This is a genomic window from Butyrivibrio sp. AE2032 (genome assembly GCF_000702965.1).
On record NZ_JNLF01000005.1, the window covers coordinates 1,730,910 to 1,751,773 of the forward strand.

Annotated in this window: 15 protein-coding genes; 11 read left to right on the plus strand and 4 right to left on the minus strand. The window is 50.0% G+C overall.

The window, feature by feature from the left end:
* Genes BO18_RS25300 through BO18_RS25310 form a run of 3 tightly spaced genes read right to left on the minus strand, consistent with a single transcriptional unit; the run spans position 1 to position 2,195 of the window.
* Positions 1–399, minus strand: coding sequence for a biotin/lipoyl-containing protein (locus tag BO18_RS25300; RefSeq protein ID WP_034450453.1), 399 nt, complete (start codon positions 397–399; stop codon positions 1–3).
* 15 nt (positions 400–414) lie between these two features.
* Positions 415–807, minus strand: a complete 393-nt coding sequence (locus BO18_RS25305; protein WP_034450454.1) for an OadG family transporter subunit — start codon at positions 805–807, stop codon at positions 415–417.
* 2 nt (positions 808–809) lie between these two features.
* The gene (locus BO18_RS25310) at positions 810–2,195 is read right to left on the minus strand and encodes a pyruvate carboxylase subunit B (protein WP_034450456.1); all 1,386 of its coding nucleotides are present in this window, start codon (positions 2,193–2,195) and stop codon (positions 810–812) included.
* Positions 2,196–2,517: 322 nt separating this feature from the next.
* On the opposite strand from BO18_RS25310, the gene rpsL reads away from it, so the two are divergent.
* The 7 genes from rpsL to BO18_RS25345 all read left to right on the plus strand — a co-directional run bounded on the left by rpsL (position 2,518) and on the right by BO18_RS25345 (position 15,007).
* A complete protein-coding gene (gene rpsL / locus BO18_RS25315) occupies positions 2,518–2,946 on the plus strand; it encodes a 30S ribosomal protein S12 (protein ID WP_028507869.1) in 429 nt (142 codons plus the stop codon).
* 178 nt (positions 2,947–3,124) lie between these two features.
* Complete coding sequence (rpsG, locus tag BO18_RS25320; protein ID WP_028507868.1) at positions 3,125–3,595, plus strand: 30S ribosomal protein S7; 471 nt, start codon at positions 3,125–3,127, stop codon at positions 3,593–3,595.
* Positions 3,596–3,624: 29 nt separating this feature from the next.
* Positions 3,625–5,697: an elongation factor G gene (gene fusA, locus BO18_RS25325; protein WP_034450457.1), complete on the plus strand. Its 2,073-nt coding sequence runs from the start codon at positions 3,625–3,627 to the stop codon at positions 5,695–5,697.
* Positions 5,698–5,858: 161 nt separating this feature from the next.
* Positions 5,859–7,061: an elongation factor Tu gene (gene tuf / locus BO18_RS25330; protein WP_034450458.1), complete on the plus strand. Its 1,203-nt coding sequence runs from the start codon at positions 5,859–5,861 to the stop codon at positions 7,059–7,061.
* 172 nt (positions 7,062–7,233) lie between these two features.
* On the plus strand, positions 7,234–9,663 hold the full coding sequence (locus BO18_RS25335) for an ABC transporter substrate-binding protein (RefSeq protein ID WP_034450459.1): 2,430 nt from the start codon (positions 7,234–7,236) through the stop codon (positions 9,661–9,663).
* A 165-nt stretch (positions 9,664–9,828) separates the two neighbouring features.
* Entirely contained in the window at positions 9,829–12,306 is a 2,478-nt protein-coding gene (locus BO18_RS25340; RefSeq protein ID WP_034450461.1) for an ABC transporter substrate-binding protein, read from the plus strand.
* Positions 12,307–12,499: 193 nt separating this feature from the next.
* Complete coding sequence (locus BO18_RS25345; protein ID WP_034450462.1) at positions 12,500–15,007, plus strand: extracellular solute-binding protein; 2,508 nt, start codon at positions 12,500–12,502, stop codon at positions 15,005–15,007.
* 75 nt (positions 15,008–15,082) lie between these two features.
* On the opposite strand, the gene BO18_RS33525 is transcribed toward BO18_RS25345, so the two are convergent.
* Positions 15,083–16,471, minus strand: coding sequence for a hypothetical protein (locus BO18_RS33525; protein WP_051689147.1), 1,389 nt, complete (start codon positions 16,469–16,471; stop codon positions 15,083–15,085).
* A gap of 309 nt (positions 16,472–16,780) precedes the next feature.
* Here BO18_RS33525 and BO18_RS25355 point away from each other — a divergent pair, with 309 nt between their 5' ends.
* The 4 genes from BO18_RS25355 to BO18_RS25370 are packed head-to-tail and all read left to right on the plus strand — an operon-like array spanning position 16,781 to position 20,848.
* A complete protein-coding gene (locus BO18_RS25355) occupies positions 16,781–17,320 on the plus strand; it encodes a cupin domain-containing protein (protein WP_034450463.1) in 540 nt (179 codons plus the stop codon).
* Positions 17,321–17,361: 41 nt separating this feature from the next.
* Positions 17,362–18,618 (plus strand): ABC transporter ATP-binding protein, encoded by a 1,257-nt coding sequence (locus BO18_RS25360; RefSeq protein ID WP_066738455.1) that lies wholly within the window; start codon positions 17,362–17,364, stop codon positions 18,616–18,618.
* The gene (locus tag BO18_RS34530) at positions 18,615–20,048 is read left to right on the plus strand and encodes an ABC transporter permease (protein ID WP_051689148.1); all 1,434 of its coding nucleotides are present in this window, start codon (positions 18,615–18,617) and stop codon (positions 20,046–20,048) included. Before BO18_RS25360 ends, BO18_RS34530 begins: the two co-directional genes overlap by 4 nt.
* Positions 20,045–20,848, plus strand: coding sequence for an ABC transporter permease (locus tag BO18_RS25370; RefSeq protein ID WP_034450465.1), 804 nt, complete (start codon positions 20,045–20,047; stop codon positions 20,846–20,848). Before BO18_RS34530 ends, BO18_RS25370 begins: the two co-directional genes overlap by 4 nt.
* Positions 20,849–20,864 lie beyond the last annotated feature (16 nt).

Consider the following 20,864-nt stretch of genomic DNA (forward strand, 5'->3'; position numbering starts at 1 on the left):
TTAAGAAATCGAAATAAGGGGCGTGCCGGTATCTACGGACTGGCCCTTTGTTACGAGAACCTGAGCAACTGAACCTGAGCAGGGAGCGTAGATCTCGTTCTCCATCTTCATAGCCTCGAGGATGCAAACGAGCTCGCCTTCCTTGACTGCCTGACCGACAGCGACCTTAACGTCGAGGATCGTACCGGGCATAGGTGAGTTAACAGGTGTTGTGCCTGCGGCAGCGGCAGCGGCGGGAGCAGCTGCAGGAGCGGGTGCGGCAGCCGGAGCGGCTGCGGGAGCTGCAGCGGGTGCAGCGGCAGGAGCAGCGACAACAGCAGTTGTCTTGATGAGATTGGCTTTGCCTTTCTCTACTTCTACCTCATAAACTTTATCGTTGATAGTTACGTTATATATCATGGTTGACGTTCTCCTTTACTTCTTTTCGACGAGTTTGATGGACTTGAATACGAGCTCTTCGAGCGGTATTCCGGTGCTGTCGGCAACGATTGCCATGATCATTGCAGCGGTCTTCTCGTCACAGTTCTTGAGCTTCAGTGATCCGGAAGAGAAGATCTCCTCAGGAGCAGCTGCAGCGGCAGGAACAGCAGTTGCAGGAGCGGCAGCTGCGGGAGCAGCTTTTGCGGGTTCCTCTTTTGTGCCTGCCTTGGTGATTGCCTGGATGATCTTACCTGAAATGGAGATAAGGATATACATCAGCAGGAGTACGGCGAAAACCACGAGGATGACTATGCCGGCGTTAAGGAGCATCTCACCCATGGTGAGCTGCTGACCGCGCTCGATAGCCAACTGTACTACAGGATTCATAATCAATCCTCCTTCTTCTCGATGGTGTAGTTGACTGTGTTGGATTCTTTTTCCTCACGTGACTGGAAGAACTTCTCTGCAACCTGAGGGAAAGCGATGTAGGAGAGTACGTCCTCGTCAGATCTTGCCTTGTCGCCGAGTTCTTTCTTTGTCTTTTCGAAAGCGGGCTCAAGGGAATCTGCATATCTGCCCTGAACGAGTTCTTCAGGCTTCCAGCATCTGTCGATGAGTTCCTGGTTGACTTCGCCAGGTGCTCTGCCGTATTCGCCTCTTAAGTAAGCCTTGATCTCCTTGGAGATGTTCTTGTATCTCTCGCCCAGGAGAACGTTCTGGACTGCCTGGTTACCGACCATCTGCGAGAGAGGCGTAACGAGCGGGGGATAACCCATGTCCTTACGGACTGCAGGAATCTCTGCGAGAGCTGCGTCGAACTTATCAAGAGCCTTCATGTCCTTGAGGTTAGCGATCATGTTGGAGAGCATTCCGCCCGGAACCTGATACTTAAGGATGTCAGCCTTGATGCCCATGACTGTAGGATTGAGTGTTCCGTTGTCTAAGAACTTCTTTCTTACGGGTACGAAGAAATCAGCAATCTCCTTGAGCTTGTCCATATCAAGACCTGAGTCATAGCCGAACTGCTTAAGTGTGTAAGCCATTGTCTCAGTAGCGGGCTGTGATGTGCCGCCTGCCATTGTGGAGATAGCGCAGTCGATACCGTCAACACCTGCCTCAACAGCCTTGAGGAGGGTCATGGGGCCCATGCCTGTCGTGTGGTGTGTGTGGAAGAAGAGAGGCACCTTGATCTTTGCGTCCTTGATGGCCTTTACGAGATCGTAAGCTTCCTTAGGAGAGCAGATACCTGCCATGTCTTTGATGGCGATGGAATCTACGCCCATGCTCTCGAGCTCTTTGCACATCTCAACGTACTTCTCGATAGTATGTACGGGTGAAGTTGTGTAGCAGATGCAGCCCTGTGCATGCTTGCCGCACTTCTTTACCTCGTCAATGCAGACTTCAATGTTTCTGAAATCATTGAGGGCGTCGAAGATACGGAAGATATCCATACCGTTTTCTGCAGCCTTGCGGCAGAAGAGTCTTACGACGTCATCGGGATAATGCTTGTAGCCTAAGATGTTCTGGCCACGGATGAGCATCTGAAGGGGAGTCTTTTTGCAGACAGCCTTGATCTTTCTGAGTCTTTCCCACGGATCTTCGTCGAGATATCTGAGACATGAATCGAATGTTGCGCCGCCCCAGCACTCGAGTGAGTAGTAGCCGGCATTGTCCAAAGTCTCAAGGATGCCCTCGAAATCCGAGAAAGGCATACGTGTTGCGATGAGCGACTGCTGGGAGTCACGCAGCACGGTTTCTGTGATTTTTACTTTCATTGAAGTCACACTCCTTGTAATTAAAAAATAACCTTAGTAAGTATATAGGGTTTGCCCTGATATGTGAATAAGAAATTTCGGGTTTGACTGTCAATTTTTTATGCTTTTTCGATATCGCTGCCAAACCCTGAGGTTGCCTGACACGGGGCAGCGGTGTAGAATACCAGACGTTTTATATACGCGAAAGGCATAAGGCCGCTGCGCAGGATCTCCCTGAAAATTAGTAGTTGTCATTCAAAAAATGCGGGTGTATACTTAATTGCTCGCAAAGGGGACTTTGTGCCCTTATTTGCGCGAAAAAATAGAGAAAGGAGATGTATTGATGCCAACGTTCAATCAATTGGTTAAGTCCGGCAGACATTCCAAGACATACAAGTCTGCCAGCCCGGCTCTGCAGTTTTCCATGAACACGATCAGGAACAAGCAGACAGATCTGGACTCACCTCAAAAGCGTGGTGTTTGCACAGTTGTTAAGACGACAACACCTAAGAAGCCTAACTCAGCGCTTCGTAAGGTTGCCCGTGTAAGACTGACAAACGGCTACGAGGTTACAGCCTACATTCCGGGAATCGGACACAACCTTCAGGAGCACTCTGTTGTACTTATCAGAGGCGGACGTGTTAAGGACCTCCCTGGTGTACGTTATCACATCGTAAGAGGCACACTTGATACAGCCGGCGTTGCTGATCGTCAGCAGGGCAGATCTAAGTACGGCGCTAAGAAGCCGAAGGCTGCTAAGGTTAAGAAGTAATCTTGCGTGAATCATTTCGCGCAGGGTTGGACATAAGTGATCAGTACATTGTTCATATATGGACATTGCCTGACTGAGACGCTTAACACGGTCCACAAGAACAACTGAAACGTGAGTACCTATGGTTTCAAGTTTTAGAAAAGTAAAACTTTCATAATCATGTTAGGAGGGAAGCAAAGTGCCAAGAAAAGGCAATACACCCAAGAGAACGGTTCTTCCTGATCCTGTCTACAATGACGTTGTAGTAAGTAAGCTTATCAACAACATCATGCTGGACGGCAAGAAGGGCGTAGCTCAAAAAATTACATACGGCGCCTTCGATATCATCAAAGAGCGCACAAATGAAGAGCCCCTCGAAGTATTCAGAAAGGCTCTTGCAAACGTAATGCCCACCCTCGAGTGCAAGGCTCGCCGTGTCGGCGGTGCCAACTATCAGATCCCTATGGACGTTAAGCCCGAGAGAAGACAGACACTCGGACTTCGCTGGATAGTTCAGTATTCGAGAAACAGATCCGAGCGCACCATGAAGGAGCGCCTTGCTGCTGAACTTATGGATGCAGCAAACGAGACAGGCGGAGCATTCAAGAGAAAAGAAGAGATGCACAGAATGGCTGAGGCTAACAAGGCTTTCGCGCATTTCAATCGTTAATTACCGGTTAAGAAAGGACATTAATACTAATGGCTACAACAAGAGCATATCCGCTTGAGAAGACCAGAAACATCGGTATTATGGCTCACATCGACGCCGGTAAGACAACAACAACCGAGAGAATTCTTTATTACTCCGGCGTAAACCGTAAGATGGGTGAGGTTCACGAAGGTGCTGCTACCATGGACTGGATGGTTCAGGAGCAGGAGAGAGGTATCACGATCACCTCCGCAGCTACAACAGCTCCCTGGAAGGGCCACAGAATCAACATCATCGACACTCCCGGCCACGTTGACTTCACAGTAGAAGTTGAGCGTTCGCTCCGTGTACTCGACGGTGCCGTTACGGTTATGTCTGCAAGAGGCGGCGTTGAGCCGCAGACGGAAACAGTTTGGAGACAGGCTGAGCACTACGGTGTTCCGAGAATGGTTTTCGTCAACAAGATGGACATCATCGGTGCAAACTTTGAACATGTTTGCGAGATGATCCGTGACAGACTTAAGAATGTCCCCGTTGCTATCCAGTACCCTATCGGTAAGGAAGACAACTTCCAGGGCATTATCGACCTTATTACTCTCCGTGCTGAGGTTTATACTTCCGAGGACGGCATGCAGTATGAGGACCGTGAGGTTCCCGCTGATATGCTCGACTTCATCAAGGGCAAGAGAGAAGAGATGGTCGAACTCATCTGCGAGACAGATGACGAGCTCACAGAGAAGTACCTCGAAGGCGAGGAGATCTCCAATGAAGAGCTCAAGGCTGCTCTCCGTAAGGCTTGCTGCTCATGCAAGCTCATCCCTGTCACATGCGGTACATCTTTGAGAAACAAGGGCGTACAGATGTTGCTCGACGCTATCGTCGACTACATGCCCTCACCTCTCGACGTTCCCGCTATCAAGGGTGTTAACCCTGAGACCGAGGAAGAGGAGGAGAGACCTTCATCTGATGAAGCGCCTTTCTCTGCTCTCGCATTCAAGATCGCTACTGACCCGTTCGTTGGTAAGCTCTGCTTCTTCAGAGTTTATTCCGGCATCATGGAAGCAGGATCTTATGTTCTTAACTCATCAAAGGGTAAGAAGGAGCGTATCGGACGTATCGTTCAGATGCACGCTAACGAGCGTAAGGAGATCACAGAAGTATTCTCCGGCGACATCGCAGCTGCAATCGGTCTGAAGGATACAACTACAGGTAACACACTCTGCGACGAGGATCATCCTATCATCCTCGAGTCCATGGAGTTCCCTGAGCCGGTTATCGAGGTTGCTATCGAACCTAAGAGCCGTGCTTCACAGGAAAAGATGCTTATCGCTCTCCAGAAGCTCGCAGAAGAAGACCCGACGTTCCGTACTTATACGAACCAGGAAACAGGACAAACGATCATCGCAGGAATGGGTGAGCTTCACCTTGACATCATCGTTGACCGTCTTTTCCGTGAGTTCAAGGTCGAGGCTAACGTAGGCGCACCTCAGGTATCTTACAAAGAGACGATCAGAAGAACTGTTGAAGCTCAGGGTAAGTTCGTACGTCAGTCCGGTGGTCACGGTCAGTACGGTGACTGCTGGCTCAGACTCGAACCTCAGGAGCCCGGTAAGGGTTATGAGTTCGTCGACGAGACAGTCGGCGGCTGCATCCCGAAGCAGTTCATCGCTCCTATCGATGCAGGTGTTCAGGAAGCTATGCAGGCCGGTATCTTGGGCGGCTATCCTGTAGTTGACGTTAAGGTTACCGTTTTCGACGGTTCCTACCACGATGTCGACTCTTCAGAAATGGCCTTCAAGATCGCAGGATCCATGGGATTCAAGGCAGGCATGCAGAAGGGCGATCCTTGCCTCCTCGAGCCAATCATGAAGGTAGACGTCGAGGTTCCGGATGAGTATCTCGGAGACGTTATCGGCGGTCTCAACGCTCGCCGTGGCGCAATCAAGGAGATCGAGCCTATGAACGGTTCCCAGCAGATTCATGCAGAGGTTCCGCTCGCAAACATGTTCGGTTACGCAACAGACCTCCGTTCCTCAACACAGGGACGTGGTACGTTCGTAATGCAGATAAGTCACTTCGCGGAGACGCCGAAGAGCATCATGGAGTCCATCTTAAAGAAGTAAGACTCCGTACCGCCTGAAGTCAGGGCAACGTAAACATCATATATTTTGGGTTTTTACTTGAAAGTAAGCTCGAAAATTTGTAAAATGATATTTACCGCTGTGTTGATTCAAGGCGAGTAATAAATTAACTTAATTAATAATTTCTTAGGAGGAAATTACAAATGGCAAGAGAAAAGTTCGTACGTAGCAAGCCGCACGTAAACATCGGTACCATTGGTCACGTTGACCACGGTAAGACAACTCTTACAGCTGCTATCACAAAGGTACTCGCTATGAAGGGTGGAGCTGAGTTCAAGGATTATGGCAACATCGACTCTGCACCCGAGGAGAGAGCTCGTGGTATCACGATCAACACAGCACACGTTGAGTATGAGACAGAGACACGTCACTATGCACACGTTGACTGCCCTGGCCACGCTGACTACATCAAGAACATGATCACTGGTGCTGCTCAGATGGACGGTGCTATCCTCGTAGTTTCTGCTGCAGACGGCCCGATGCCCCAGACACGTGAGCACATCCTTCTCGCTCGTCAGGTAGGCGTTCCTTATATCGTAGTATTCATGAACAAGTGCGATCAGGTTGACGACGAAGAGCTCCTCGAGCTCGTAGACATGGACATCCGTGATCTCCTCAACCAGTATGATTTCCCTGGTGATGATACACCTATCATCCGTGGTTCTGCTCTTGCAGCTCTCGAGTCTACATCTACAGATCCTAACGATCCGGTTTATGCTCCTATCGTTGAGCTCATGAAGGCTGTTGACGAGTACATCGCAACACCTGAGCGTCCTGTTGATAAGCCTTTCCTTATGCCTGTTGAGGACGTATTCACAATCTCCGGCCGTGGTACAGTTGCTACAGGCCGTCTTGAGAGAGGTACAGTTAAGGTTGGTGATCCTGCAGAGATCGTTGGTCTCCAGGACGAGCCTAAGTCTACAACAATCACTGGTGTAGAAATGTTCCGTAAGTCAATGGAACAGGCTGAGGCTGGTGACAACATCGGCTGCCTCCTCCGTGGTATCGACCGTAAGGAAGTTGAAAGAGGTCAGGTTATCGCTAAGCCCGGCACAACAACTCCTCACACAAAGTTCACAGGCCAAGTTTACGTTCTTACAAAGGAAGAGGGTGGACGTCATAAGCCTTTCGTAACAGGTTACCGTCCTCAGTTCTACTTCAGAACAACAGATGTTACAGGCGTTATCAAGCTTCCTGAGGGAACAGACATGTGCATGCCTGGTGACCACGTAACAATCGAAGCAGACCTTATCACTCCTATCGCTATGGAGCAGGGTCTTAAGTTCGCTATCCGTGAGGGTGGTCACACAGTAGGCGCTGGTACAGTTTCTACAATCATCGAGTAATCGATAAGAACTGAACTGACTTATTGTCAATCCAAGAGGTTGTCTCTATGAGGCAACCTCTTTTTTATGCTTTTACCCGTTCAGGATAAGGCAATTGTCACTTCTTTGATGCTGATTAGATGTATCGGGGCATTAATATAATGGAGTAATAAGCCGCAAATTGGGGAATAGTATGAATAAGAATATCTTGAAGATTGTGTCCGCAGGTCTGGTATTTGCAATGGTCCTGCCTGCCGCATCATGCGGAAAGAAGGGCGGAAGCGGCAAGAAGAGCCGCAGCGGCGATAAGGTGTCTTCCGACACACCCTGGTTTGAAAGCCGGGAACTTAATATCGATCTGGATCTGGATCCTGCCAGGGAGGTCGAGTATTCATATCAGACTCTTTCGGGTGCTGACAAGGACAGGGTGGTCATCCTCACGACCGGAAGCTATAAGCAGCCCGAAACCATCGACTGGGGGATGTACAATTACAACGATTATGCGATATATATGGTTTCGGTCTTCGACAGGAATTCCGGAAGTACCGTAAACAAGATAGATCTCGTCAAAGACATGGACTCGAATGAATATGTTGAGAGTACCAATTATGCGAACGGTAAGTTTTCGGTCAGGACAAATTCGATGACCCCGGATACATACGAGAACATCTCCAGGGAAAAGATATACGATCTGGATACTGGAACGGTGGCTGAGGTCAGAGAAATCGTAACGGACAGTTACTATACTTCCGAGCGCTCTTTTCAGATCGGCGACTACAGGGTTGTGACGGTAATGGACTGGGAGAGCACTTACCAGAGTTATGATCTCTATGTTTATGTTTCCGATAACGATTTCGAAGAGGTGAGGATACAAAAGGACGGCGTCGACATCTACGACATACCTGTAATTCTTTCCGAAGATGGCAACAAGGCGCTTATTCCTGCGAGCACAAATGACGGGGAGCTCTTTTTCGAGCTCGATCTCAGAACGTGCAAACTGACCGAACTGGATCCCAAGGATTACGAATGGCTCGATACGGATCATCTTACGGGTGCGGTCGTCAGGGACGACGGATGCCTGTATTATGCTGATCCGCTCGGCATCACAAAGGCCGACATAAATAAAAAGACTTCAGAAAAGCTTTTCGATTACAGTTGGTGCGGCATTAACAGGAGCATCCTTACCAATCTGACGTTAGCAGACTGCTCCGATGACGGATTCATCCTCTACGGCGAACACTATGCGAACAATGCTTACAAAAATAACAAAGCAGAGTTTAAGGTCATTGAGTTTACCAGGGCAAAAAAGAATCCTCATGCGGGAAAGACGATCCTCGAGCTCTACACGCCTTACGGATATACGGATGAGGCCGTCGGTGACGCCATCATGAGATTCAATGAGACTAACGGAAGCTGTTTTATAGAAGTCACTGACAGATATAACAATGACGATTATATCGATTATTCCAACATTGACAGTGATGACGACTACGATACGATGAATCTCGATGCTGCGGCGAAGATGAGCAATGTGCTAGCGATGGACATAATGAACGGGGAAGGGCCGGACATCCTCCTGGACTGCAGCGAATACGGCCAGCTCAACAATGCGAACTACCTAGTCGATCTGACGCCTTATGTCGGATCTCTTGACGGGGATAAGTATTTCACCAACATAATCGAGGGCTCAAAGATCGACGGGAAGATATATCAGCTCCCGGTTACCTTTACCGTATTCGGCATCCATACCGATGCGAAATATGCAGGTGCAACGGGTGTCGGCTTCACTACAGCGGAGTATGAAAAATTTCTTAATGACACGCTGAACGGTTCTGACGTCATAACCTCAGGCCAGGCGGTCTATTTCTCGAAGCTGTTCAACAACATGAGCGGTCTGTTCATTTCGAACGGCAAGGTTGATTTTACGGGTCCCGAGTTCGCGCAGATCGCTGCATTCGTTAAGGACAATGTTCCCGAGAGGAGCAGGAGCTGGAGCGAAGATTTAGAGCTTTATGCTGAGGAGTCATATCCGGCTGTCGCAGTGGGAGCATCGGTCTTCAAAGGTGATCCTTACGGTTCGGAGCCTTTAATAGCTATGTATACCAGGTGCAGCGGGATGGGAACATATCTTTATGACATATCCCAGCTCCAGGGAGCTGAGGCGATACTGGGCCTTCCTTCAACAGACGGAAGAGGTCCTGTTTTCGAGCCCAATCTCTCGGTCGCGGTATCTGCACAGTCCGCAAATGCCGATGCCTGCGGGGAATTCGTTAAGATCCTTCTTTCAGATGATTTCCAGACGGCGATGGCATACAGCGATTATCTTGTCTTAAACCGCGACAGTTTAAGAAAAGCCGGTGAGGATGCCGTCAAGTATTACAGCAGTGATGTTTTCGTCTACGATGTGAGACTTCCGAATTCGGGCTCGAAATTCACGTCCGGGCAAATCGATTCGATGGAGAACATTATCATGAGCTGTTCGGGTATGAGTTCGACCGATTCTTCGGTAAATCTCATCCTTATCGAGGAGATGCCCGCTTATTTCTCCGGGCAGAAGGATCTCGCATCTGTTGCCGCGATAGCACAGGACAGAGTGCAGAAAGTGATGGACGAAAGAGGGTAAGAACCTTTAAAACAGGGCATTTGAAGGCTGCTCCGGCGGCTTTTGTAACACGGCTTTAACCTGTTTACCCAATTTTTGCCTTAATTTTGATGCAGATTGTATATTTCGCAGTCCTAGAATCGTACCTGAAAAATCCATTATCAGGGATAAAAGGAGATATTTTTTATGAACAAATTACCTGAAAAGGTCTTATCTGTTGCACTTGCTGCATCCATGGTGCTGTCCTTCGCGGCATGTGCCAAAAAGGGCGGCAGCAGCGGCAGACAGCAAAGCCGCAGCGGCAAGAAAATCTCTGCCGACACACCTTGGTTTGAAGGCAGGGAAGTAAACATCGACGTGGACATCGATACGAGCAAACCTCTCGAGTACACCTATTCGAGACTTGCAGGCGTCGATGATAATTACATCGTCGTATTCACATCGGGATCTTACAAGATGCCCGACAGCAATACGATCGACTGGGAGCACTTCAACTATAACGATTATTCGTTCTATACCGTAACGACCATTGACAGAAACACTAATCAGACGATCAATTCCGTCAATCTGAATGACGGTCTGGGCCAGAGTTCCTATATCGAAGGTGCAACATATATTAACGGTGTAATAACGGTAACCAAGACCGATTATAACGATCTCACATATGAGATGACCAGCACTCAGATAGATATAGATCCCACTACGGGAAATATCATCGATACCAGGGAATCCGAATATGAGGAAGGCGAGAGCAACAGTGTTGAGAAGTCTTTCCAGATCGGCGATTACAAGGTAGACACATCGATGAACTGGGATAACAATGATGAATCTTATTACAATCTCTTTGTCTATTCACCCGACGGCGACAAGCAGAAGGTTAAAGTCAAGGAATCCGGCGTCAGCATCTACGACATCCCTGTCATATTGGCTCTCGACAAGACCAAGGCACTGGTTCCCGCAAGCACCAACAGCGATCCGATATACTTTGAGCTCGATCTTGAGAGCGGCAATCTGACCAAACTTGATGCCAAGGACTATGAATGGCTCGATCTCAACAACATCTATTCGGTTACCAACGGTAAGGACGGAAATGTTTACTTTGTTTCGTCCACCGGAATTTCCAAGATCGATATGAAGGGCAAGAAGACCGAAGAGGTTTTCAATTTCAGCTGGTGCAACATCAACAGGAGCATCCTGAATTATCTCGAGATGGCAGAGTGCTCCGAGGATTCTTTCATCCTTGCCGGCGAGAAGTATGTCTCAAGCCCTTACGAGCGCAGCAATCTCTCTGATTTCATCATTGTCGAATTGAACAAGGTACCGAATCCCCATGCCGGAAAGACGATTCTTGAGATGTATTCCTCTTACGGATATGTCGAGAACACTGTCGGCGATGCGATCATGAAGTTCAACGAATCAAACAGCGATTACTTTATCGAAGTATCAGACCGTTACTCCGATTCTGGCGACTACGATTATTCCAATATCAACAGCGAGGAAGACTGGGAGAATGCTTCCCTCGAGATCAATGCCAACATGAGCAACCAGCTTGCCATGGACATCTTAAATGGCGAAGGTCCCGACCTTCTCCTCAATGTAAGCAATCTCGGCCAGCTCAACAATTCCAACTATCTTACGGATCTTACGCCTTATGTAGGCAGCTTAAGCTCCGATAAGTACTTCACCAATGTCGTTGATGCATCCAAGGTCGACGGCAAGCTCTATAACCTGCCTGTCAGCTACATGATCGACGGTATCCATACGGATTCCAAGTATGCGGGAGCATCAGGCGTAGGTTTCACGACAAAAGAATATGAAAAGTTCCTCAGCGAAACACTGAACGGAACAGACGTAATCAACCTCGGTCAGGCTACTTACTTTGCAAGACTCTTCAGTGCCATGAGTGACAAGTTCATCAAGAACGGTAAGGTCGATCTCTCGGCTCCCGAATTCGAGCAGCTCGCGGAATTCGTAAAGGACAATGTTCCTGAGACAGGTTTGACCTGGGATGAGATGTATAACCAGGGTGAAGATGATGATTATGTTACCACTTATGCGGTAGGCTCAGCACTCTTCAAGGGTGACAGGGCAGGCTATGGCGAAAATGTCAATGCCGTCTACACCAACTGCTACGGTATCAGCGGTTACTTCTCTGAGATCGTACAGCTGCAGGGCGCTACGGCTATCCTCGGCCTGCCTTCCACTGACGGACGCGGACCCATGATCGAACCCTATGTCTCAGTAGCCATCTCCGCTCAGGCTGAAAATGTCGAAGCTTGCGGTGAGTTCGTTAAGCTCCTCATGTCTGACGAAGTCCAGAAGGAACTCGCAATGAACGACAACTTCGTTCTCAACCGCGAGGCTTTCAGGGAAGGCGGAAAGACAGCAGTCGCTTACTATAACACCGATGCCGGAAAGGAATATTTCGGTTACTATACCGAGTCCGGCGATCCTATATCAAACAACATCTCATTCTCCGAAAAGAACATCGACGATCTCGAGAAGATCATTTCGAGCGTATCCATGATGTATTCGGCAGATGCTTCCATAAACCTCATCCTTGTCGAGGAGATGCCGGCGTACTTCTCCGGCCAGAAGGACCTCGCATCTGTTTCGGCCATTGCCCAGGACAGAGCGCAGAAGGTCATCGACGAGAGAGGTTAATGAATAAGTTTACCTGAAGGTAATTGTTCATAAAACGGAAAGGGGCTGCTTCATTTTGAAGCGGCTCCTTTTCGATTTGCATCCGGCGGTCTTTACCTTTGTTTTGCCTAGATTATGTTGCTGTTCTGATAACCGGGGAGAATAAGATTGGTAATGTCAGATCTTATGACGGGATAAAAAGGAGTTTAGAAAGATGAAAAGAGCACCGATCAAGAAGGATGCCGTAAAGGTAATGTCGGCCGTACTGACGGTTTCCATGGCATTGTCCTTTGCGGCATGCGGAAAGAAGGACACCGGCAAGGAAACCGGTTCCGCGTCCGGAAAGGGCGGAACGGAGGAGGTCTTAAGCGGCAGCAAGATCTCGGCTGATTCCCCCTGGTTCGACAGCACCATGAATGAGATAATCCCGGCCGTCAATACGGGCAGAAAAATGGCTTCAGCGCCTTTTTCGAGACTCTCGGGAGCTGACGACAAATATATCGTCGCACTTACCACAGGCGATTATGATATACCCGCGAACTTCAACTGGGAAAACTACAGATACAGCGATTTTGCGATCGTGACATTATCCGTCGTGGACAGAAACACCAAGCAGGTAAAAAACACCATAGACCTGATCGGTATGTTCAGCGAAGCCAGCTGCATAGAAAAAGTGCTTTACCGCAACGGAAAGATAAGCGTCTATTACACCATTTACGATCCTTATACGGATACAGCGGTCTACAGGGAAGCCGAGCTCGATCCCTCCACGGGAGACATACTGAATGAGAAAGACATCTCAGGCTACAGCCTGCCGGACAGGACCTTCGATATCGGAGATTATCTTGTCGAGACCGGCATGATCTGGGAGGAAGTCTCATACTTCAAACTGATCATTACTTCGTCTGACGGTGAGCGGAAAGAGGTCGTCATAAACGACAATAACTCCGATCTTTACGATATCCCGCTCATTCTTCCGGTGGACGGCAGCAAGGCGCTGGTCCCGTGTGAAGGAAAGAATGGCATGATCTATTATACGGTCGACCTTGAGACCGGGGCGCTCACTTCTGAGAATGCCAAGGATTACGAATGGCTCGACCTCAGTTACAAGAGTTCCTCGTTTACGGGTTCAGACGGAAATGTCTATTTCCTGACCACATCAGGCATCGAAAGGATCGACATGAAGAACAGGTCTGTCGATAAGATCTTTGATTTCAGCTGGTGCGGAATAAACAGGAGCAGTCTTTCGGATCTCGAAATAGCCGACTGCACCGGAGATTCGATACTTCTCTGCGGAGCATCTCCGACATCACGCCCTTACGGTGATCCGGATCATTCAGCCTTCTCGATCATAGATCTTAAGAAGGCCGAGAACCCTCATGCGGGAAAGACGGTCCTGGAACTTTATGTCCCTTACGGATATGTCGATGAGAGCATCGCCGATGCCATCCTGAAATACAACGAAATGAGCACCGATTACCATATTGAGGTCTCAAACCGTTACAAAGAGAGCGATTACTACGACGACACACAGTATATAGACAGCGATGACGATTCAGATCTCGTGAATCTCACGGGCAGTCAGAAAATGAGCAATGCCCTTGCCATGGATATCCTGAACGGAGAGGGCCCCGATATCCTTTTGGATACGAGCGCATTCGGGCAGCTCAACAACCCCGCGTATCTTGCGGATCTCACGCCCTATATCGGCGATCTTGATCCTGACAGATATTTCACCAGCATAATCGCCGGTGCGAAGACTGACGGCGCACTGTATCAGCTTCCAATATGCTTCTCGGTGGCCGGTATCCAGACCGATCCGAAGAACGCGGGAAGCTCAGGCACAGGTTTTACTACAGCGGAATATGCGGAGTTCCTGGACGGAGCTCTCAACGGAAAGGACATCATAACATACGGTCAGGCGCATTATTTTGCCAAACTCTTCAACCTGTCGGCTGATATGTTCATAAAGGGCGGGAAGGCTGATTTTTCCGATCCCGCCTTCATAGAGCTTGCAGAATTTGTTAAGGATCATGTCCAGCAGAACAGCACGTCCTGGAGCGATATTGAAAACGGAGATGTCAACGGTCCGGTCGCCGAAGTGGCAGAAAATGTTGTGATATATAAGGGAATGTTCAGCCGTGACAGGGTAACACCCGGAAAAGAGGAAGCTTTCAACATCGACTGCTACGGAATGAGCAGTTATATCCGCGGAGTGGTCAGCGGTAAGACATTCACGGCGATCCTCGGATTCCCTTCATCTGACGGACGCGGACCGGTCTATAAACCGATCGTATCTGTCGCGATATCAGCCCAGGCCGAAAACACGGAAGCTTGCGCCGAATTCGTAAAGATGCTGCTGTCGGATGAAGTCCAGATCCCTCTCGCGATGAATGACGATTTCGTAATAAGCCGCGACGCATTCAGACAGGGCGGCAGGGCAGCCGTCGAATACTACAACGGCGACGGGGCCGTCATCCTGTTCGGATACGATCCTGCCACCGGCGGTGCGGTCAACACGGGCATAGTATTCTCCGATAAGAACATAGATGACATGGAAAATATCATCCTTAGCTGTTCGAAAATGGATACCGCGGATGCCGCGATCGACCTCATCCTGATAGAGGAGATGCCGGCATATTTCACCGGGCAGAAAGATCTCGCGTCAGTAACCGCGATCGCCCGGGACAGGGTACAGAAAGTACTGGATGAGAGGAACTGACAAGGTTCAGTATCACTCAACATAAAAGAGCCGCTGCGATCTGCAGCGGCTCTTTGCTTAGTCTGTTTTTAGATTTTAGATCCCTGTTCCGGGTCTTACTGCAGGTCTTGTGGGAGCTGTGTCAGTTTTTGCTGCTGCTGCGGCAGGTCTCATGGGAACTACTTCTGCGGCAACGGGAGCTGCATCTGCAGCGGGCTCGTCCTTCTTGATGTCCTTAGCGGGCTCGGGATCGACGATCCCTGCAGCTGCTCTGAGCTTTGCGATCTCCTCAGCCTTTGCTGCTGCGATCCTTGCTTCTTCCTCAGCCTTTGCTGCTGCTGCCTTAGCCTTCTCTTCTGCGAGGAGGGCAGCCTGTCTTGCTTCTTCAGCCTTAGCTGCAGCGATGCGTGCTTCTTCGATAGCCTTCTCTGCTGCGAGACGTGCTTCCTTCTCTGCCTTCTCGGCTGCGATACGGGCATCTTCCTCAGCCTTCAGCTGATTTGCGTTATCAAGTTCTGTCTGAGCCTTGACGAGTGCCTGCTTGGCAGCTTCGTACTCTGCGGATGCGACTTCTTCTTCCTGTGTTGCGGAAACGACGGCGTCCTTGGACTCCTGCTCTACCTTCTCTGCAGCGATCCTTGCCTTCTCGTCAGCCTTTCTGCGCTCTGTGAGCTTGGCTTCCTCTGCAGTGAGGGCAGCTGCTGCCTTTTCTTCCTCTTCAGCCTTTGCCACTGCAGCCCTTGCGAGCTCTTCTGCCTTTGTGGCTTCGGCTCTGGCCTGCTCTGCGCGTGCAACTGCCTGGAGAGTAGCTTCCTTGGCGATTGTTTCCTTCTCGATGGTAGCCTCTTCCGTCTTGCGTGCTGCGATGAGAGCTTCCTCAGCTGCGGTAACGGCGCTTCTTGCCTCGACTACCTTTGCGGCTGCAGCCTTGGCCTTCTGGCTTGCACGGCGCTCCTCATTCTGTGCTCTGAGTGCTACGGACTGTGCTACTGCGAGTGCAGACTGGGCAGGGCTCCTGGCGGGCTGAACGGTACGCTCGGGACGTTCCGGACGCTCGGGGCGCTCTGCAACGGTCTTGGTCTCCGTTATTGAAGCGGAAGAATGCTGTTGCTGCTGTTCTGCAACATACTGTGCGTGATTTACGGAAGCGGACTTCGGACGCTTGATCGGCGGTTTCAATCCGACGGGAGTGATCTCGTTCTTATCTACGTTATCACCGCCCTCTTCCTTACGGCGGGCTTCTGCAGCCTTACGCATCTCGATCTGAGCTTTTGCTGCTTCGGCACGCTCTCTAGCGAGCTGAGCTGCTGTTGAATTGGACGTCGTATGACCGGTCTGTCCGCCCGGACGACCTGAGGTCTGAATGTTGGCGATGTTTGGTGAAGCAGGTCTTACGTTCTGAGAGGAACCCTGCCCAGCGCCTTGTGTGGCGATGCCGCCTACGCCGTCCTTACCTTTAAAAACGTTGCCCAAAATGTTTGCCATCCCTTTGCCCCCTGAATGTCAAGCTTTTGTAAAGATTATGTTAATTATCATTACTTAATTTATTATACTTTGACTCGATATTTTTTCAAGACACTTTGTCTTATATCTGGTCCGTTTTTGAGGACAAATTTGTGCAGATAATCAAACGCGGGATCCCTTTTCGTGGCAGTTTGGATAAAAACCCGGAAAAGATCTCCAAAAGTGTCCCGGATTGTTTAGAAATACTTTACACCGGGTTTAGCAGAGTGTATAATCACGCACGTTATCAGTTTAGTTTTATTAAACTTACGGTTTAGGACAGGCAAAATTATGGAGATCGGATCAAAGATTAAAAATCTCAGACTGCAAAAGGGTCTCACCCAGGAGGAACTCGCCGACAGATGCGAGCTTTCCAAGGGCTTTATCTCTCTTCTCGAGAGTGACAAGACGTCGCCTTCGATGGCAACTCTTGAGGACATCCTGAATGCTCTAGGAACGGATTTCGCACACTTCTTCAAGGAAGAATCAGGCAGCAGGGTCGTCTACGGCAAGGACGATTTCTCGGTAAAGCAGGATCACGACTTAAAGAACGAGATCTGCTGGCTCATCCCGAACGCCCAGAAGAACGAGATGGAGCCGATCCTCGTCACGATCGAACCCGGCGGTTCGACATATCCGGACAATCCGCACGAAGGCGAGGAAGTCGGATATGTGCTTGAAGGCGTGATAACGGTGGTAATAGACAACGACAGATATCAGGCCAAAAAGGGAGAGAGCTTCTACATCGCGTGCGATAAACCTCACTTTCTCGAAAACACTACAGGCCGTCCGGCTAAGGCGATATGGATATCTTCACCGCCGAGCTTCTGAAAAACTATTAAATTCATATCACTATAAGAGGGGAACGATAAATGGCATACAACCAGATCCTGGAAGACAGCACAGGCAGCGAGCACATCATAGAGATCAAGAATCTGTGCAAGAGCTTCGACGGCACAAAGGTATTAAAGGATATAACCTTCTATATAAGAAATAACGAATTCATCACGCTCCTCGGACCTTCCGGCTGCGGCAAGTCCACGACGCTCCGCATCATCGCCGGCTTTGAGACGGCCGATTCAGGCATCGTTAACTTCGAAGGTAAGGACTTGAAGAGCGTTCCCGCAAACAAGCGCAACATCAACACGGTATTCCAGAGATATGCGCTGTTCCCGCACCTCAACGTTTTCAATAACGTTGCATTCGGCCTTAAGATCAAGAAAGTGCCGAAGGCCGAGATCGAGCAGAGAGTCAACAAGGCACTGGAGACTGTAGGTCTTGCAGATTACGGCGAGAGATACATCGACCAGCTCTCGGGCGGCCAGATGCAGAGAGTCGCAATAGCCAGAGCCATCGTTAACCGCCCGAGGATCCTCCTTCTGGACGAGCCTCTGGGAGCTCTGGACCTCAAGATGCGCAAGGAGATGCAGATCGAGCTTAAGGAGATGCAGAAGGAACTCGGCATCACTTTCGTCTACGTAACGCACGACCAGGAAGAGGCCCTCACGATGTCCGACACCATCATCGTTATGAAGGACGGCGTCATCCAGCAGATCGGCACTCCTATCGACATCTACAACGAACCCAAGAACGCATATGTTGCTGACTTTATCGGCGAATCCAACATCGTTGCCGGCACCATGAAGAAGGACAGGGAAGTCGTTCTCTCGAGCGGCATCACCTTCGAGTGTGTCGACCCGTTGTTCCCGGAGTTTACAGAAGGCATCGCAAATCTCGTTGACGTCGTCATCAGACCTGAGGACTTCTACGTTGCAGAAGAGGCTGAGGGCAGGATCAACGGTACGGTCGAATCACTCGTATTCAAGGGCGTTCACTATGAGATGATCGTAAGATCCGACGACGGCATCGAGTGGCTCGTTCAGAACGTCGATCCGTCCGTTGTCGGAAGCCGTGTCGGTCTCTATGTCGACCCCGACGATATCCAGATAATGAGAAGATCAGAGCTCTCTCCCGAATTCGGAAGCTTCGGCATCAAGCATCCCGGAGCAGGGGAGAGTGCCGAGTCAAAGGAAGCCAAAGCAAACAGCATCGGCGAGAACGTTGTTGAAGAAGCAGACGTAAAGCCCGATGAGGACGAGGACGCGGAGGTTGAGAAAGAAGATAAATGACTGAACTCAAAGCCAGGATAAAGGTTATGCCGGTTCATGCGTTCGTCATGATCTTCGCGGCACTCTATTCTTTTATCAGCATCTTTATTCCGATGTTCGAGCTGTTCGTGCAGTATGTGCCTTACCGCACCTACTCGCTTTTCACGCTCCTTCTGAACCCCAGGGTCTTCACCAGGATCAGGAGCGGTTCCGTTAACCTGAATTTCCAGAGCTTTGCGGCATGGGCCTTCGTCATTACGATAGTCCTTGCTGTCGCAGCTCTTACTCTGTCCATTTCTTATCCCTTCTACTACAATTCAAGCAAGAAGAGAAAGATCGGATATTTAAGCGTTCTCGTGCTCTTTGTCGGACGCGCGGTCGCTCATGTCGTCACGCTCTCAAAGATGGTCTCTGAAGAGATGATCTCGAGCAACAACCTTACACCCCAAAGGCTCTATGTCGCACAGTCTTTCGCCGGAAACCTCCTGGTGATCGTGCTCTTCATTGGTGTGGCCGCATGCCTTTACGGAGCTCTGAACCTCAAGATGAACTACAAGATCTTTGCATATCCTTATCTTGCATGGATCGTCATCTTCACGATACTGCCGTTGATACTCATCCTCTTCCGCGCTTTCTTCAAGAAGGCCGCAGGCGGCGGATACGAGTTCACGACGGCAGGCTTCAACGTCCTGTTCCAGAACAAGACTGTAACCACGAGATTCTACGGCGCCGAAGTAACTCTTCAGGAGTATTTCTCGATCTTCTTAAGAAGCTTCGACTATGCTCTCTGGACTACGATCGGCTGCCTTTTGCTGGGCTATCCCGCAAGCTATATCCTTGCAAGAAGATCCAAGATCAAGAGACAGAGCGGTTCAAGGCTCCTGATGCTCTTCGTCCTCCCGATGTGGATGAACACGATGCTCAGGACTTACGCCTGGCGTGCATTCTTCAGCGAGACCGGCGTCTGCAACACGATACTGCAGCAGATCGGCGTCATCGATGCCCCGATCCTCTTCCTCAAGAATGAGGTGCTGGCGGACATCATCACAAAACTCGTCATGACGAACGACTTCCTGCCGTTCATGATCCTGCCCCTCTATTCCGTCCTCGTTAAGCTCGATGACAGTCTCTCGGAGGCGGCATACGACCTCGGCGCCACAAGGGCGCAGACATTCTTCAAGGTCACATTCCCTCTGTCCCTGCCGGGCGTCATCTCGGGCATCCAGATGGTATTCATGCCGTCCCTGACCTTCTACATGATCCCCGACATCCTTAACGAGGGCTCGAAAACAACGATCGGCAACACGGTGCAGAACTTCATCCTGAACGAGAGCACCACCTACAACCAGGCGGGCAACGTTCTGTCGCTGCTCCTGCTTATATTCGTTCTCATCACGATGGGAATCCTGAGAGGCCAGGATAAAGAAGCCGGAGGAGGTATGGCATTATGAGGATAGCGAAAAGACTCATTCCCGATATCTACCTCGCGCTGCTCCTGATATTCATCTATCTGCCGATCGCGATACTGATAATCTACTCGTTTAACAAGCTTCCCAAGTCATTCATCTGGGGCGGCTTCACTTTAGACAACTACAAGAGCCTGTTTAAGGGTTCCGACGGAAGCGGCATCCTCGAGTCTCTTCTGGAGACGCTTAAAGTAGCTTCCATCGCCGCCGTTGCATCGACCGCGTTCGGCGTAATAAGCTCTCTGGGTTTGGCTTATCTCGGCAAGAAGCTTCAGAACCTCGCCATGACGATGACATACGTTCCGAACGTCATGCCCGACCTCGTTACGGGTATCTCGTTCATGCTCCTGTTCTCGTTCCTGGGCGTTCAGAAGAGCGAGTTCACGCTGATCATGTCGCACATTGCTCTCTGCGTTCCTTTCGCGATATTGTCGATAAGCCCGAAGATCCGCCAGCTCGACAAGAGCCTTACCGAAGCTGCGATGGATCTGGGCGCTACGAGATTCCAGACGCTGAGACTCGTCATAATACCGGAGATCATGCCCGGCATCCTGTCTTCGGCGCTCCTGACTTTCACGCTCTCGATCGACGACTACCTTATCAGCAACTTCAACGTGGACAGCTCGATCCAGACACTGCCCATGATGATCTACTCCATGGCCAAGCTCGGTGTTAACCCCAAGATGAACGCGCTCACGACTCTGATGTTCGGCGCTGTCCTGGTACTCATGGTCTTATCCAACCTGTCGTCTTTCAAGAAGGCAAAACCCTCAAAGAAGGGCTGAGAAGTACGCAAAGGGT